Below are 15,798 nucleotides of genomic sequence, written 5' to 3' on the forward strand. Positions count from 1 at the left end.
CAATGGTGGGTCGCACGGCCACGTCAGACGTTCCGGGAGATGGAGTTGTACTTCTCCATGATCTGGTAGAGGGCTGTCCGCTGCTTTGCGTGTTCGGTCGCCTCCGAGCCCTCGGGGCCCTGGTACCGGCGCAGGATCTGGTAGATCTCGCTCTCCGTGTAGTCCAGGCTGATGGGGCGCAGGGGCTTCTCCGTGATCACGTTGCCCGGCGCCCCGCCCGCGTTCCAGATGTGGATCAGGGGGACGGTGGACATGGCGAACTGTTCGTCGAAGCGGCACTTGTTCCAGATGTTGTACTTGGTCTCGGAGTTGGTGACGTCGCGGATCTCACCCGTCTCGTAGCCGTTCTGGATGGCGTAGTTCCATGCCAGGGCGGCCGTCAGGCCGAACTGCTGGGCTATTCCGGTGGAGCTGTCCTTGAAGTAACCGGTCGTCAGGAACGTGTCGCGGACCACCTCGTCCACGGACAGGTCGATCGGGTCGATGTGCCGCATCTCCCAGTAGGCGGTCGTCTGGATGAGGGCCTTGCGCATCTTGTACTTGTAGGCGAGGTAGGTGGTGACGGTGTCCCATTCGAGGACGACCCTCCGGAAGCACTCCTCGTGGGTGTGCGACCTGAGGCCGCCGTCATTGGGGAAGCCGATCGACTCCATGTACTTGCCGACGTCCGTGCGCATCGCCGAGATCACGCTGGAGGCGAGGTTGGTGTCCGGCAGGGGAGTACGGGGAGGGTCGAACGAGGCCTGTCCGATGTCGCGCCCCGAGGCGATGTTGACGTCGAGGTTGATCGCGCCGTCGCCGGAGCCGATGGTGCGGGTGACGATCTGGTCGTAGGCCCAGTTCGCGGGCAGCGGGTAGCCGAAGTTGCCGGAGAATCCGGACGACATGTCGGAGACGAACGAGGCCGTGGCGTGCCCGGCCTCGCCGACGCGCGTACAGACGTTGCGCGGCCCGTAGACGCCGATGCCGAACCGGTTTCCGTCGTCGGCGACCGCGTCCACGATGCCCTTGAAGTGGGGCAGGACGTTGCTGGAGACGTCCGCGTCGAGGGCATCGAAGTCCACGGCGAAGAAGATCCGCGTCCCCGTCTTGAAGCCGTGGTCCAGTGCCGCGTTGATGGCGGACTGGCCGGCGGCACGTCCCTGGGGGTAGCTGAAGTTGGAGGCGTTGCGGCCGAACGTCTGGTAGATCGGGAAGCAGCGCAGGCCGCTGTCGGCGATGGTCTTCAGTTCGCCGGGCTGGATCGCCTTGTGGCGCAAGGGGTCCTGGTCGTTCTCCGGCGGCACGGGGTTCGTGAGGTAGCGCCCCACGTACGAGATGCCGTTCGCCTTCAGCGTGGCCGCCCGCGCCGGGGTGATCAGGGTGATGCCGTCGCAGGCCTCGCCGTTGCGGGACTGATCGCCGTACGAGACCAGAAGGGAAGCCCAGGTCGAGAAGTTCCCGGTGCCGGTGACGGGAAGCATCGCGAACGACTGGAATGCGCTGACGGCATAGGAGAGGCTGCTGGTGAAGGTGGAGGTGAACTCCACGGGCCGCTGGTTGAGGATCATGCCGGCCGAGAACAGCCGCACCCACGTGCCGGAGTCGCCCGTGGCGACGGAATGGCTCTTCAACCCGCTCTGGGTGCCGGGTCCGAAGACGCCGTTCGCCGTACCGTCGGCCATGCCCAGCTCGTACTGCACGGCGAACAGCATGGACTTGGCCACGTCGCGCGAGTGGTGGCCGTCGGCCGGGATGATGTTGAAGTCCCGGCGGTTCAGGTACGACCCGTTCAGCCATCGCTGCACGGCACGGATGGATTCCGAGCCACCGTTGACGGTGACGTAGGCGTCCATGTTGAGCAGGCCCTTGAAGACCTTGGGCACCAAGGAGTCGCCGGGGAAGGTGGAATCAACCCCCATGTCCAGCTTGAGCTTGGCGATGGAAGCCGACACCCGGGAGTTGTACTTCCCGTCGATGTCGCCGCCGTCGTATCCCTTGCAGTACAGGCCGGACTGGATGATCCGAGCGAAGTTCGCGGACGGCACCGTGCCGGCGTTGAGGGCCGGGTACTTCGACTGGAGGGTGTTCAGGGTCGTGGGGCCGAACGTGTCCGAAAGGGTCGCGATGCCGAGCTCGTACTGGAGGGCGCGGGTCAGCGCGAACATCACGTTCCAGCTGGTGACTCCGTTCTCGGCGAGGGGAGCGATGCCCAGCATTCCGGGGTACGTGAGGTTGATGAACTTCTGAGCTCTGAGCACCATCTCGTCGGCCATGCGGCAACTCCTGTTGGTCGCGGCAGAGGCACGTCACGGCTCGGCGATGGGCCCCCATGACCTCAATGCCCCCCCGGCATTGGTTGGCGCGCGCTCCGGCACCAGGCGGGACAGCGTCGCGTTCGATCAACCTAACGGCCGGATCATGCGCATGGCAGACCAGAAAGCTACTGGCGGGGAAGTTGGCCCGAAAAAACCGGTTGACGGCAGAGACCGCAAAAGTCAGCAGGCTTGGCCGGGCGCGCACTCCATGGCGAACTCCCAGAAGAGCACGGCGAGTACGCACACGAGGAGGGATATCGCGCCCATGATCGCGAAGCGCCGACGAGCCGGCCGCTGCGGTACGCGGAGGGCCGCCAGGAGCCCGACGGCGGGGGCGACCACCACGCCGCCGATGCCCGACCACAGCAGCACGACGGAGACCCCTTCCCAGAAGGGATCGCGATCGCGCGAGCCGAGGCCGATGACCGCGGAAAGGATGAAGGCGACGGGTGATGCCATCCACCACAGGGAAACCCCGGTGATCACCCGCTTGGCGGAGACGGAGGAGGAGACGGTGGCCGGGCGACCGGACGGGGTGCTGTCGACCGGAGCGGAATCGTTGGACGGCATGGACGAACCGTACGCCCTCCCTCAGTGCTGCGGGGCCCGTGCCGGCGGGGTCCCGGAAGGCTCGCCGGGTGTGGTGCGCGCCTATCGGACCGCGGCGGTAAGTCCCTTAATCGGGCGGTGAGTCCGCACTTTCACGGGTGCCGGTGGGGGCCGTCCGTTTTACCCAACTGTGACTATCTCCATGTCCTGGACTGTCTTATTTGTCGGATTGTAATGATGTTCTAATGATCGCGTTGCCGCGAAGGGTTCGAAAATCCCTTCGGTGAGCCAGGTATGGGCAACTCGCGAAAGCTGCGCACTCACGGGGGTCTGGGCGCTTCGGGTGGAACGGGCGATTTTGGGCGCCCGATCGTCTCCATCCGAGCCGTTTCACCCGCTTAAGGGTGCGCCCGGGAAGGGTGATTCGATGCGTTTTGCAATATCTCGCCTCGGCAAGGCCGCAGTTGCAACTGCGGCGATGGCGATTGCCATGTGCGTGACCGCTCCGCAGGCTCAGGCCGCCACCACTGCGACTCCGGACTGTCAGGGCATCTGCGTTCTCGGTGTACGTGCCGCGACGCATCCCACCTTCGACCGGTTCGTGATCGACCTGGGCGAGGGCGTCATCCCGGGGTGGACGGAGACGACGCAGACGACTCCGCTGACGTGCTGTGGCGACGAGACGAACGAGCACGTCGTTCCGATCACGGGTCAGAAGTACCTGAAGCTCTACCTGTCGCCGGCGACGGGGTTCGACTTCAGCACCCTCACCAAGGTGTACACCAGCCCGGCTTACCAGACGTACGGCTTCCCGAGCCTCAAGGGGCAGGGCCTTACCGACATCGTCGACCCCGAGGCCAGGGCTTTCCACATCGGACTGGCCCTGGGCAACCACTCCTCGTACCGGGTCTTCAAGCTCACGGCTCCGAACCGCATCGTGGTCGACGTCAACCACTGACATCCGTCAGTAACCAACAAGGAGAGATCGTGCGCCTCAAGTCGCTGAGTGCTGTCTTCGCACTCGTTGTCGCTGCTCTGTTCATGAGCGCGGCGCCCAGTTCGGCCAACTCGGCCGACGGCACCATTTACAAGTGTGGCCGTTACGGCAACTTCCCCCTGTGCATCTACTACTACGCGAACGCCAAGGGTTCGAAGACGGGCATCTTCGGCAAGGTTCACAACTATGCCGCCAACCCCTACGCCTGTTCCTCGCAGGGATGCCTTCCCTACCGCTTCGAAGAGGGCAGCACCCTCGGTGGATACGGCACCCTGCTGAAGAACCACGCGGAGTTTGTGTACAACTACAACGACACGAGCACCCGCGTGTACTACAACAGCGGCTGGTCCGGTCCCGCGGACCAGTGGGACCCGTACGGCTGGGGCACCTACTTCGGAAACCTGAACTACACCTTCAACAACAACGCGTCGCAGGACCGTCTGTGCGGCGAGTGCTAAATGAGTGAGTGGGGTCGATCGTCTGCTGTCAGTGGTCGGTCGGCCCCGATCTCTTCTCGTAATTTCTCCAAAGGTGGATTCAATGGAAAACCGTAGGCTTCGCACGTATTCCCGCACGATCCTCCCGCTGGCGCTGGCGCTGGTCGCCCTCGCGGTGAGCTGCTCGAGCGCCACTGAGGACGGTGCGAAGTCTGCGCGTGAGGGCGACGCTCCGGATTCTCCCAGCTACTCGGTCCCGCAGAGCGTCCCGGACGTCAAATCCGCCGCTGTCCCCGCTCTGCCGATCGAGGCCTATCTGGCGTCACAGGACGAGCGCAAGCAGATACTCAAGGCTTCCCGCCTCGCCGCCAAGGACTGCATGGCCCGGTACGGATTCGACTACGCGTGGACCGACTCCGGAACGAAGACTGCGGGCGACGACAATGCCGCCAACCGGCAGCGCCGCTACGGAATCGTCGATGAAGCATCCGCCTCCAAGTACGGCTACGGACTCCCTGTCGACGGCAGCGGAGCGCCGGAGGCTCCCGGAGTGGAGATGAGCGAAGCGGCGAACCGCACCTTCCTCGGGGATTCCGACCCGCTCCTCAAGGTGAGCGAGGGCGAAAAGGTCGGGGGCAAGGAAATACCCAAGGGCGGCTGTGCCGGCGAGGCGAAGAGGAAGATCGGGAAGGGGCTGGACGATTCCGCGGCGCGCGAGATCAACATGGCCAGCTTCAAGTTCTCCCTGGACGACGACCAGGTCAAAACGGCCATTGCCGCCTGGTCGAAGTGCATGGGCGATTCGGGGCACAAGTTCGAGTCGCCGCTGCAGCCCTTCGACGAACTGGCCGCCGATGGCGTGACGCCCAACGAGCTGGCGACCGCCAAGGCCGACATCCAGTGCAAGTACCGCACCAACCTTCTCGGTATCTGGGTGGCCGTGGAGTCGGAGATCCAGAAGGCGATGATCGGGAAGAAGGAGGAAGTTCTCCAGGACGCCCGGAAAGAGACCGAGCGGTCCGTGAAGAACGCCTCCGAAGCCCTCCGGGGGAACCTCTAGATGACTGAGCAGCAGCCGCCGTCCGCGGGTCTCTCGCGTCGGCGCAAGTGGGTTGTCGGGGTGGCGGCAGGATCCGTGCTGCTGTCCGGCGTCGGGGTGGCGGTCGCCCAGGTGATCAAGTCGCCCGCGCAAGCCGCAGCGGATTCCGCGGCTCCGCCGCCGAGCGTGCTGACCGCCGTCGTGGAGCAACGGGTGCTGGTGGCCTCGGTGGTCGTGCGCGGGACCGTGACCGCGGAGCAGTCCGTGGACGTGGCTCCTGTCGGCGGAGGTTCCGACGCGGCCGGCTCCGTCATCACGAAGCTGCCGGTCAATGTGGGGGACAAGGTCAAGGAGGGCCAGGTCCTGCTCGAGGTCTCGGGACGGCCGGTCATCGCGCTACGGGGCACCCTGCCGGCGTACCGGGACTTCAAGCCCGGCGCCGAGGGCGGCGACGTCGCCCAACTGCAGAAGGCGCTCGCCGGGTTGGGCCACGGAGTGGGCGCAGACCGGGCGGGATACTTCGGCGAGGGTACGAAGACGGCCCTGTCGGCGCTCTACGCCTCCGTCGGCTACGACGCACGCCCCGCGCTGCCCGACGGGAAGACCGCGGTGGCCACCGCACAGAAGGCCGTGACCTCGGCGGAGCGAGCCGTGGAGGACGCGCAGCGTTCCGTGGACAGGGCCGGCAAGTCCACTGCGCCCCCGCCGGGTTCCGCCGCCACCAAGCCGCCGGCCACGGACGAGAAGGGTTCGGCGGGTTCCGCTTCCGCGGGGGACCTGAGCGATCTGCGCAAGCAGGTGGAGCGTGCGAAGGAGGATCTGCGCACCGCACGGGAGCAGTTGAAGGAAGTCCTGGCGACGGCCGGTCCGATGCTGCCCGTCTCGGAGCTGGTCTTCCTGTCGAGCTTCCCGGCCCGGGTGGACTCGATCGCCTCCAAGGTCGGGGCGCAGGTGTCCGGCAAGGTGCTCACGGTGTCGGCCGGAGCCCTCGTGGTGAACGGCTATCTCCAGGAGTACCAGAAGGGTCTGGTCCAGCCGGGGCGGCAGGTGGAGGTCCTGTCCGAGGTCACGGGCGGCGCCTCGACCGCTTCGGTCGTCTCGGTCGCCGAAAATGCCGGACAGGAAAAGCCGGCCGACGGCGGCGGGCAGCCCGCCGGGCCGCAACCGGGCGGATCCAACGGCTATTTGATGGTGGTCCAGCCCAAGGAGCCCCTGGACCCCAAGCTCGCCGGACAGGACGTACGTCTGACCATCGAGGCGGCCTCGACCGGAGGCGAGGTACTGGTGGTTCCCGTCTCGGCGGTCTCCGCCGCGGTGAACGGCAGGACCTACGTGACCGTACTGGAGGCGGACGGCACCCGCCGTCGGGTGCAAGTGACCACGGGAACGACCGGTGACGGTCACGTGGAGGTCAGGCCGACCGCGGGCGAGCACCTGTCCAAGGGCGAGCGCGTCGTCGTCGGCGTACGGACCGGCGCGAACTCCGGTCAGGGGGGAGGCAAGTGACATCCCCGCCCTCCGATGTCCCTCCGGTGGTCGAACTGCGCCGGGCAGGCCTGACCTACCCCGGGACGCCGCCGGTGGAGGCGCTCAAGTCCTGCGACCTGATGGTGGGACGGGGAGAGTTCCTGACCGTCGTGGGCCCCTCCGGAGCGGGCAAGTCCACGTTCCTCAACATCGTGGGGCTGCTCGATGCCCCCACCAGCGGCAATTACCTGCTGGACGGGGTCGACACCGGCGCACTGCGGGACGCCGACCGCACGGCCCTGCGCGCCCAGCGCATCGGCTTCGTCTTCCAGGCGTTCCACCTGCTCCCGCACCGCACCGCCTGGGAGAACGTCGCCCTGGCGCTGGTCTACCGGGGGAGCGGCCGCGCGGAGCGACGGGCCAAGGCCAGGGAAGCGCTCGACCGGGTCGGCCTCGGCCACCGGGCGGACGCGCTGCCGACCACCCTCTCCGGCGGGGAGCGCCAACGCGTGGCCATCGCCAGGGCCCTGGTCGGGGCCCCCTCGCTCCTGCTGTGCGACGAGCCGACCGGCAACCTCGACTCCGCCACCGCCGAGTCGATCCTGGAACTCGTCGACGAGCTCCATCGCGACGGCATGACGGTGGTGGTCATCACCCACGACCCCGCCGTGGCGGCCCGCGGCGACCGCACCGTGGCCATCCGAGACGGTGCGCTGAGCGAGCTGGTGCGTCCGTGAAGAACACGAAGGCCATGAGAGTCGTGAAGGCCGTGAAGGTCCCGGCGGCCCTGCGTCGCGCCCCCCGGTACGTGAGGCCCGTGCCGCGGTCCCGGTTCGCCTGGCGGGAGCTGGTCTCGGAGTGTCTGGCCGGAGTCCTGCAACGCCCCGCCCGATCGGCGCTCACCTCCGTGGGCACCGTCCTCGGCGTGGGCACGTTCGTGGCCATCCTGGGGCTGACGGCGACGGCCTCCTCGCAGATCGACGAGCGGTTCAACACCCTGACGGCGACCGAGGTGACCGTCGAGGACGTGGCCACGGAGACGAACGAGTTCGTGGAACTCGCGTTCCCGCCCGACGCCGACGAACGGGTGTCCCGCCTCAACGGCGTACGGCACGCCGGCGTCTACTGGAGCGTGCGGCTCGGCGAGGGCGACGCGGTCCGGTCCACCCCCGTCGGCGGCGGGGCGGGCGGTACGGGCCTCCAGGTCGTCGCCGCTTCCTCCGGAGCACTCGAAGCCGCCGGTCCCACCCTGTCCCAGGGCCGGGTCTACGATGCCTGGCACGACGCCACCAAGCAGCGCGTGGCCGTGATCGGCAGCGGCATGGCCTCCCGGCTCGGCATCACCACGCTGGAGACACAGCCGGCCGTCTTCATAGGCGACCAGGGCTTCACCGTCGTGGGGATCGTCGAGGACGTCGAGCGCAAGGCCGACCTGCTGATGTCGGTGGTGGTCCCGCGTTCCACCGCCCAGGAGATCTGGGGCGCCCCGAAGAACGCCAAGATGCTCATCTCCACCCAGCTGGGGGCGGCGCCCCAGGTCGGCACGGAAGCGGCAACGGCCCTCTCGCCCGCCCATCCCGAGTACTTCAAGACCGTCCCGCCGCCCGACCCGAGGACCCTGCGCGGAAACGTCACGGCCGACCTCGACCAGCTGTTCCTCCTCCTCGCGTTCATCTGCCTCTTCATCGGCACGGTCGGCATCGCCAACACCACCCTCGTCGCCGTCATGGAACGTACCGGCGAGATCGGGCTGCGCCGTGCCCTGGGCGCCCGTACCCGGCACGTCACCGCACAGTTCCTCGCGGAATCCGCTGCCCTCGGCAGCCTCGGCGGGCTGATCGGCACCGCCCTCGGCACGATCACCGTCGTCGCGGTGGCCCTGGTCCGCGACTGGACGCCCGTGCTGCACCCCGGCATCGTCGCCGCCGCCCCCGCACTCGGCCTGGCCACGGGCCTGGCGGCCGGCATCTACCCGGCCTGGCGCGCCAGCCGCATCCAGCCCGTAGAAGCACTGCGGCGCTGACGGAAGACCCGGGATCCACCCCCGGCCTTGCGGCCGCCCAAAGGTTTCCCTGCCGGTCCGTCCGTTCCAAGGACCGGCAGGGGTTTCGCCGTGCTGGTGGATCCAGCGCGGCGCGTGGAGTGCGCATTGTGCGTACTCCTTCATGGGGAGTTCTTTGTGTCGCGATACAGATGGCCGAAGCTGGGCATACCAGGGACGCTGCTCCTGGCCATGTCCCTGCTGGCGGCCGCACAGGGCCCCGCGTCCGCGGCTTCCGGTCCGAAGGCCGCGAAGGCCCCCGGCGTGCAGGCGCCCGCCGAATCGGTCGGTCCTGCCGCGGATGTGCTGCTCAACGGGTGGGGTGACAGCGCGGGTTACCACCTGGCGGTGGGCACCGGCGCCAGCGGCTACGCCTGGCGCGAGCTGGCGGTCGTACGCCCGGGAGGGATCGACGATTCCTCCTGGACGGGCTATCAGTGCGTTTCGGGCGACGGACGCTACGCGGCCGTCACGGTCCTCCCGGCGTCCGCCGTCAACCGGGCCGAGGCCCGGGACCACGGGGCGTTCGCGTACTCGGTCGATCTGCGCAGCGGCGCGGTCAAGCCGGTCGCCACTGGCGTCGCGATGAAGTACCACTCGCCGGGCTGCGGCCTCGCGACGGAGGCGACGTTCGTCGTCAACCCCGGTGAGAACCAGCGCAGTACGCAGGTCTTCTCGGTGGATCTGCCCACGGGCAAGATCCGCAGCAAGGTCACCGTGCAGGGGCAGGTGACCTCCGTGGTCCCCACCCCCGAGGGCCCGGTCGGCGTGATGGGCGACTCTCTCGTACGGATTCCCCCGTCCGTGGCGGGCTCGGACGCCCCGAAGGTGCTCGCGAAGGTCGAGGGCAACCCGTACGACCTGCGGCCCGCGGGCGGCGGGACGGTGGACTTCGCGGTCCAGTCCGACCGCGCAGGGCAGCCGTCCAAGCTGATGCGGCTGCGCTCCGGAAAGGTCTCCTCCGTGGGGCAGGGCCCCAAGGAGTCGCTGCGCCTGATGCAGGGCCGCTCCGGCCGCTCCATCGCGGTGGGCGCCAGTGAGGTCGCCTCCGGCTCGGGGATCACTCATGCCCAGGCCAAGGGCCTGCCGAACGGCGTCACCGCGGTCTCCCTGGACGGCGGCGCCCTGATCGGCGACGGCGCCGAGAGCAAAGCGGACGCGCCGCTGCTCCTGGCCACCAAGGACGGCAGGCTCCTCAACCGCCCGGCGGCGAAGTCCGCCAAGGGTGCGGACACCACGCTGCCGGCCCCGCTGACGAAGCCGGTCGTCCCGCTCTCCTCCGGATCCAAGTCCCCGAGCGCGGCGCCGAGTGCGGGCTCCGGCGTCCAGTGGACGAAGGAACCGCAGGCAGCGGTCAACTCCATGGTCCTGGCCGCCGACACCCCGCCGAAGTGCGCGGTGGACCGACTGGCCGAGAACCGGCAGGTCCTGCAGCCCGGTACGGCGCAGGTCTCCTGGGCCATCGAGATGGCCGAGCAGGGTCTGCTGACCGGCTCCGCCTACACCCGCCCGGCCGGGTACGCGAACCTGGGCCTGGCGGCGTACGCCCCCAACGGCGACTTCGCCCGGGTGCCGCTCAAGCACCCGGCGGGGGACACCTACGACACGGTGCCCCGCTCGCTCTACCAGGCGATCGTCGCGCAGGAGAGCAACTACAGCCAGGCCTCCTGGCACGCCCTGCCCGGCATCGCGGGCGGAGTCCTGGTCGGCGACTACTACGGCGCCGGCGGCAGCATCAGCCACATGGACTACACCAAGGCCGACTGCGGCTACGGTCTGGGCCAGGTCACCACGGGCATGTCCAAGGGCGACACCACCTACTCGGTGAACGGCCAGACGAAGATCGCGGTCGACTACCAGGAGAACGTGTCCGCGGGCCTGCAGATCCTGCAGAGGACCTGGAACCAGCTCTACGACGCGGGCATCACCGTCAACGGCGCCAACCCCCGCTACCTGGAGAACTGGTACCTGGCCGCCTGGGCGTACAACTCCGGCATCCAGCCCAACGCCAAGTTCGGCAACACCACGGGCTGCACTCCCAGCCCCACCTGCGTCGGAGCGGACGGCACCTGGGGCCTGGGCTGGTCCAACAACCCGGCCAACCCCGACTACCCGCCCACCCGTGCCCCGTACCTGCGCAATTCCTACGCGGACGCCTCTCACCCGTCGAGCTGGCCGTACCAGGAGCGCATCATGGGCTGGATGGGCCAGCCCATCCTGCGCTGGAACAACCCCGCCTACGCCAAGCCCGACTACCACGGCGGCAAGACCTGGCTGCAGATCCCGGCGCCCGGCAGCTTCTGCACGACCGACAACCTGTGCGACCCGACCGGTCAGCAGAACCCCAAGAACTGCACGCTGGCCAGCCTCCAGTGCTGGTGGCACAGTCCCGTGACGTTCATTTCGGACTGCGCCACCACATGTGCGACCAGCGCCTACACCGCCGGTGCCGGGTCGACCGAGCCGGCCATGGTCAAGCCGTACGCGCACCCGCCGACCTGCACCCTGGACTCCGCCAAGGTCGGCAGCGCCGGCTACGGCGCGCCGATCATCGTCGACGAGTCCCAGAGCCAGCCCCCGCTGAACCGGGTGGGCTGCGGTGCGCCGAACTGGTCGCAGGGCGGCACCTTCACGTACTCCTACGGCACCAACGCCGCAGGTGATCCGATCGGCGCCCTGGACACCCACCAGCTGGGTGTGGGCTTCGGCGGGCACGTGCTGTTCACGCACACCGAGGACGGATCCAACCCGGACCAGATCAACACCGGTACCTGGACGCCCAACCTGCCCAAGCTGCAGTACTACAAGATCAAGCTGCACTTCCCGTCGACTGCGGCGTCGGCGACCAACGTCGTCTACACCATCAATCCGGGCGGCGGAGTGAGCCCGTGGAAGATCCGGGTGAACCAGGACTGGGGCACCGAAGAGTGGGTCACGGTCGGCACGTTCGCCATGCAGAACGGCGGAAACGTCAAGCTCACCAACCAGAGTGAGATCACCGGCTCCGGCAACATCAACTACGCGGACTACGACGTCGCGTACGACGCCGTCGCCTTCATCCCGATGGGCGGCACCCCGGGCCAGCCGATCGGCGGACCGCCCGGCATCAAGGACGCGCCCAAGGGCAGCAACCCGGCCTGGACCCAGTGCGGCTGCGTGCGCCGTACCGCCGGTGACCCGGTGGACACCAGCACCGGTTTCTTCGGCGAGACCATGACCGACCTGACCACCCCCGGCCGCGGCGCGCCGCTGAACTTCTCGCGCACCTACGCCTCCCCCCTGTCCAGCCCGGCCGGCCCGAACGCCTCCCTGGCCGTCAACGGCCCCTTCGGCTGGGGCTGGACCTACTCCTACAACATCTCCGCAGCCACCGACGCCACCAGCGGCAACGTCACGGTGAGCCAGGAGGACGGCTCGCAGGTCACCTTCATCAACACCGCGGGTACCTACGCCCCGAGCGCGCCCCGCTACAACGCGTCCCTGACCAAGTCCGGGACGAAGTACACCTTCACCCGCAAGTCGAAGGACGTCTTCACCTTCGACACCGCCACCGGGCGCGTGCTCTCGGCGACCGACCTGGCTGGCAGCAAGGCCACCCCGCCGTACGCCACCACCATGGCGTACAACGGATCCGGCCAGCTGAGCACGATCACCGACCCGGGCGGCCGCGCGTACACGCTGACCTGGACCGGCACCCACATCACGGGCCTGTCGGACACGGCCGGCCGCAAGGTCACCTACGGCTACGACGCCGCCGGCAACCTCACCGACGTCTACGGCGCGGGCACCACCCGCACCCCGACGCTCAAGGACGACGACCACGCCACGTTCGGCTACAACGCGGCGCACCTGATGACCACGATGCGCAAGCCCGCGCAGTTCGGGTCCACGGCGACGCCCACCCCGATCACGACGAACGTGTACGACGCCGCCGAGCGCGTCACGCGCCAGACCGACCCGCTGGGCGGCCTCACCGTCTTCGAGTACGGTCCGGACGCCGCCAAGGGCCTGACGGCCGGGCAGACCCGGGTCATCGACCAGGTCGGTCACAAGACGCTCTACACCTACCAGAGCGGAATGCTGACGTCGGAGATCCGCGGCGAGGGCACCCCCGAGGCCGGGACGTGGACGTACACCTACGACCCGATCAGCATGGGCCTGACGTCGACGAGCGACCCCAAGGGGAACCTCCAGACCTTCGCCTACGACGACCACGGCAACCAGATCTCGGCGAGCGACGCCCGCGGCTTCACCACGAGCCAGGCGTTCGACGACGCGGACCACCTGATCACCAAGATCGACCCGGCGGGCCTGAAGACCGGCTACGCCTATGACGAGGCCGGGCACATCGCCGCTGCGGGCAGCGGATTCGGTCTCCTGACCAGCGTGACCCAGGTGCCGGTGAGCGGCTCCGCCCCCGCCAACCAGGTGAACATCCACTACGAGGACGCCGCGCACCCCGCGGACGCCACCCGGACGGTCGACGCCCGCGGCAACACGACTACGAACACCTACAACGCGGCCGGCGACGTCACCAGCGCCACCGACGGCGAGGGCAACAAGACGCTCTACGGCTACGACGCCAACCGCAGCCTGCTGACCTCCACGGTCAGCCCGGCGGGTGTCGCCGCGGGCATCGTGACCGGCTGCACGCCGCCCGCCAAGGGCTGCACCCGCTTCACCTACGACGCGTGGAGCCACCACACCAAGACCGTGGACCCGCTCGGCCGCACGGTGTCGGCCTCCTTCGACGCCAACGGCAACCTGACCTCGTCCACCGACGCCAACAACAACAAGACCGTCAACACGTTCGACAACTTCGACCAGAAGACCGGCGTCACCCTCGCGGACACCAGCAAGCTCACGACCGTCTACCACGCCGACGGGACGGTCGCCAAGACCGTCGACGCGGCCGGCAAGGAGACCGTCTACGGCTACAACGCCCAGGCGCGGCAGACCAGCAGGAAGGACCCGAACAACCGGGTCACGACCGTCGCCTACGACCCCGCGGGCAACCTGGTGACTTCCACCGACCCGCAGAACCGCGTGACCACGTACGCCTACGACCCGGCCGGCCGGCCGGTCTCGGCCACGTACTCCGACGGCACCACGCCGAACATCACCGCCATCACCTACGACCCGGCGGGCCGCCAGACGTCGATGACCGACGGCACGGGCACCACGACCCGGTCCTACGGCGCCTTCGGCCGACTGGCCTCGCAGACCAACGGAGCGGGTGCGACCACCGCCTTCGGCTACGACGCCAACGGCAACCAGACGTCCATCGTCTACCCCGGCGGCACCGGCCGCACCGTCACCCGCACCTTCGACAAGGCCAACAGGCTGACCGGGCTGCTGGACTGGAACACCAAGTCCACCACCTTCGGCTACGACGCCGAGAGCCACTGGAACTCCACCACCTTCCCGAACGGCACCGTCGCCACCAGCGGCTTCAACGACGCAGGCCAGCGGCTGACCGACACCCTCAAGAAGGGCACGACCACCCTCGCCTCCCTGACCTACACCCGTGACCTCGCGGGTCAGCTCAGCGGCGAGACGCCCACGGGCGTACCGGGCAGTGCCCAGACCTTCGGCTACACCACCCGCGATCAGCTGAAGACCGCCACGGCGGGCGCCGCGACCACGAGCTTCGGCTACGACGCCGCGGGCAACCCGACCCTGGTCGGCACCACCAACCAGGTCTTCGACGCGGCCGGCCAGCTGTGCTGGTCCACCACCGGCACCGCACCGGTCAACCCGGTCTGCGGCACCCCCGCGGCCGGTGCCACCACGTACCAGTTCGACCAGCAGGGCAACCGGACCAAGGCCACCACCGGCGCCGGCGCCGTCAGCTCGTACACGTACGACCAGGCCAACCGCCTCACCAAGGCCACCATCGGCAGCGCCACGTCGACCTACGCCTACGACGGCAACGGACTGCGCGCTTCCAAGACGGTGGGGTCCACGACCACCGCCTTCTCATGGGACGCGGAGCAGGACCCCAACCTGCTCTACGACGGGACCACCAGCTACCTCTACGGTCCCGGCGGCACCCCGGTCGCGCAGATCGCCGCCACCGGCACCCAGTGGTACTTCCACGACCAGCTCGGCTCCACCCGCGCCCTGACCGACGCCGCCGGCGCGATCGCCGGTACCTACGGCTACACGCCGTACGGCGTGGTCAGCGCGCACACCGGTGCGTCGACCCCGCTGCAGTACTCCGGCCAGTACGCGGACGCCGAGACCGGCCTGACCTACCTCCGGGCCCGCTACTACGACCCGAAGACGGCGCAGTTCCTCACCGTCGACCCGGCGGTGCGCACGTCGCTCAGCGCCTACGGGTACGTCGACAACAACCCGCTCAACCACGCCGACCCCAGCGGAAGGTTCTTCGGAGCACTCCTCGGCGGTGTCGCGGCCGTGCTCCTGGCACCCGAGGCGCTGGTCGTCTTCGTGGTGGCCGTGGTCGTCGTGGTCGTGGTCCTCGCGGTGGCCTATGCCATCAGTGAGGGCATCAACAGCTGGCGTGACTCCCAGAGTTACGGCACGACCTACGATTCCACCACGGACGACAGCACCTCGTGGGACACGAGTTCGAGCGTGGCCCAGTCGAAGGGTGGCAAGCAGTCCAGTGGAAAGACCTTGTCCGCTGCCGAACAGGAAGCGCTGGACAGGGTCGCCGCGGGTCTGCCCTGCCTCGACCCGAAGGTGCTGAAGGCGGCCCAGCAGAAGAAGAAGTTCAACGAGAAGCTCGCGGGTGACCGCAACGCGCAGAAGCGCGCCAGCAACTGACACTCACCCGCGACACCCCCGTGGCCCCGTCCCGCGCTTGCCCCCGGGGGGGGGGGCGGGGGGTTTTGGGGTGGGGGGGGGGGGGGGTAGGGGGGGGTCGTGGTTTACGCCTTGTGCCCCCCCGACCCGTTGGTTTTTTGGGGGGGGGGGGGGGGGGGCCCGTGAGGCGTCCTCGTGGG

At 68.6% G+C, this 15,798-nt stretch carries 9 protein-coding genes; 7 read left to right on the forward strand and 2 right to left on the reverse strand.

Annotation, left to right across the window (positions count from 1 at the left end):
• Positions 1 to 23: 23 nt before the first annotated feature.
• On the reverse strand, positions 24 to 2,255 hold the full coding sequence (locus ACFVX6_RS22605; protein WP_389694112.1) for a glycoside hydrolase domain-containing protein: 2,232 nt from the start codon (positions 2,253 to 2,255) through the stop codon (positions 24 to 26).
• Positions 2,256 to 2,477: 222 nt separating this feature from the next.
• The gene (locus ACFVX6_RS22610) at positions 2,478 to 2,867 is read right to left on the reverse strand and encodes a hypothetical protein (protein WP_389694114.1); all 390 of its coding nucleotides are present in this window, start codon (positions 2,865 to 2,867) and stop codon (positions 2,478 to 2,480) included.
• Positions 2,868 to 3,324: 457 nt separating this feature from the next.
• Here ACFVX6_RS22610 and ACFVX6_RS22615 point away from each other — a divergent pair, with 457 nt between their 5' ends.
• The 7 genes from ACFVX6_RS22615 (at position 3,325) to ACFVX6_RS22645 (ending at position 15,619) form a co-directional block, all read left to right on the forward strand.
• Entirely contained in the window at positions 3,325 to 3,804 is a 480-nt protein-coding gene (locus ACFVX6_RS22615) for a hypothetical protein (protein ID WP_389694116.1), read from the forward strand.
• 29 nt (positions 3,805 to 3,833) lie between these two features.
• On the forward strand, positions 3,834 to 4,301 hold the full coding sequence (locus ACFVX6_RS22620; protein WP_389694118.1) for a hypothetical protein: 468 nt from the start codon (positions 3,834 to 3,836) through the stop codon (positions 4,299 to 4,301).
• Between the two features lie 73 nt (positions 4,302 to 4,374).
• Positions 4,375 to 5,340 (forward strand): hypothetical protein, encoded by a 966-nt coding sequence (locus tag ACFVX6_RS22625; RefSeq protein WP_389694119.1) that lies wholly within the window; start codon positions 4,375 to 4,377, stop codon positions 5,338 to 5,340.
• On the forward strand, positions 5,341 to 6,825 hold the full coding sequence (locus tag ACFVX6_RS22630) for a hypothetical protein (protein WP_389694121.1): 1,485 nt from the start codon (positions 5,341 to 5,343) through the stop codon (positions 6,823 to 6,825). It abuts the gene before it with no gap.
• Positions 6,822 to 7,523, forward strand: a complete 702-nt coding sequence (locus ACFVX6_RS22635) for an ABC transporter ATP-binding protein (RefSeq protein WP_389694123.1) — start codon at positions 6,822 to 6,824, stop codon at positions 7,521 to 7,523. The genes ACFVX6_RS22630 and ACFVX6_RS22635 overlap by 4 nt, the downstream gene beginning before the upstream one ends.
• 14 nt (positions 7,524 to 7,537) lie before the next feature.
• The gene (locus ACFVX6_RS22640; RefSeq protein ID WP_389694163.1) at positions 7,538 to 8,809 is read left to right on the forward strand and encodes an ABC transporter permease; all 1,272 of its coding nucleotides are present in this window, start codon (positions 7,538 to 7,540) and stop codon (positions 8,807 to 8,809) included.
• A 156-nt stretch (positions 8,810 to 8,965) separates the two neighbouring features.
• Positions 8,966 to 15,619 carry an RHS repeat-associated core domain-containing protein gene (locus ACFVX6_RS22645; RefSeq protein ID WP_389694125.1) on the forward strand — a complete coding sequence of 2,218 codons (6,654 nt, stop codon included), beginning with the start codon at positions 8,966 to 8,968 and terminating at the stop codon, positions 15,617 to 15,619.
• Positions 15,620 to 15,798 lie beyond the last annotated feature (179 nt).

The sequence above is a fragment of the Streptomyces sp. NPDC058289 genome (assembly GCF_042880975.1).
Classification (GTDB): Bacteria; Actinomycetota; Actinomycetes; order Streptomycetales; family Streptomycetaceae; genus Streptomyces; species Streptomyces stoeckheimensis.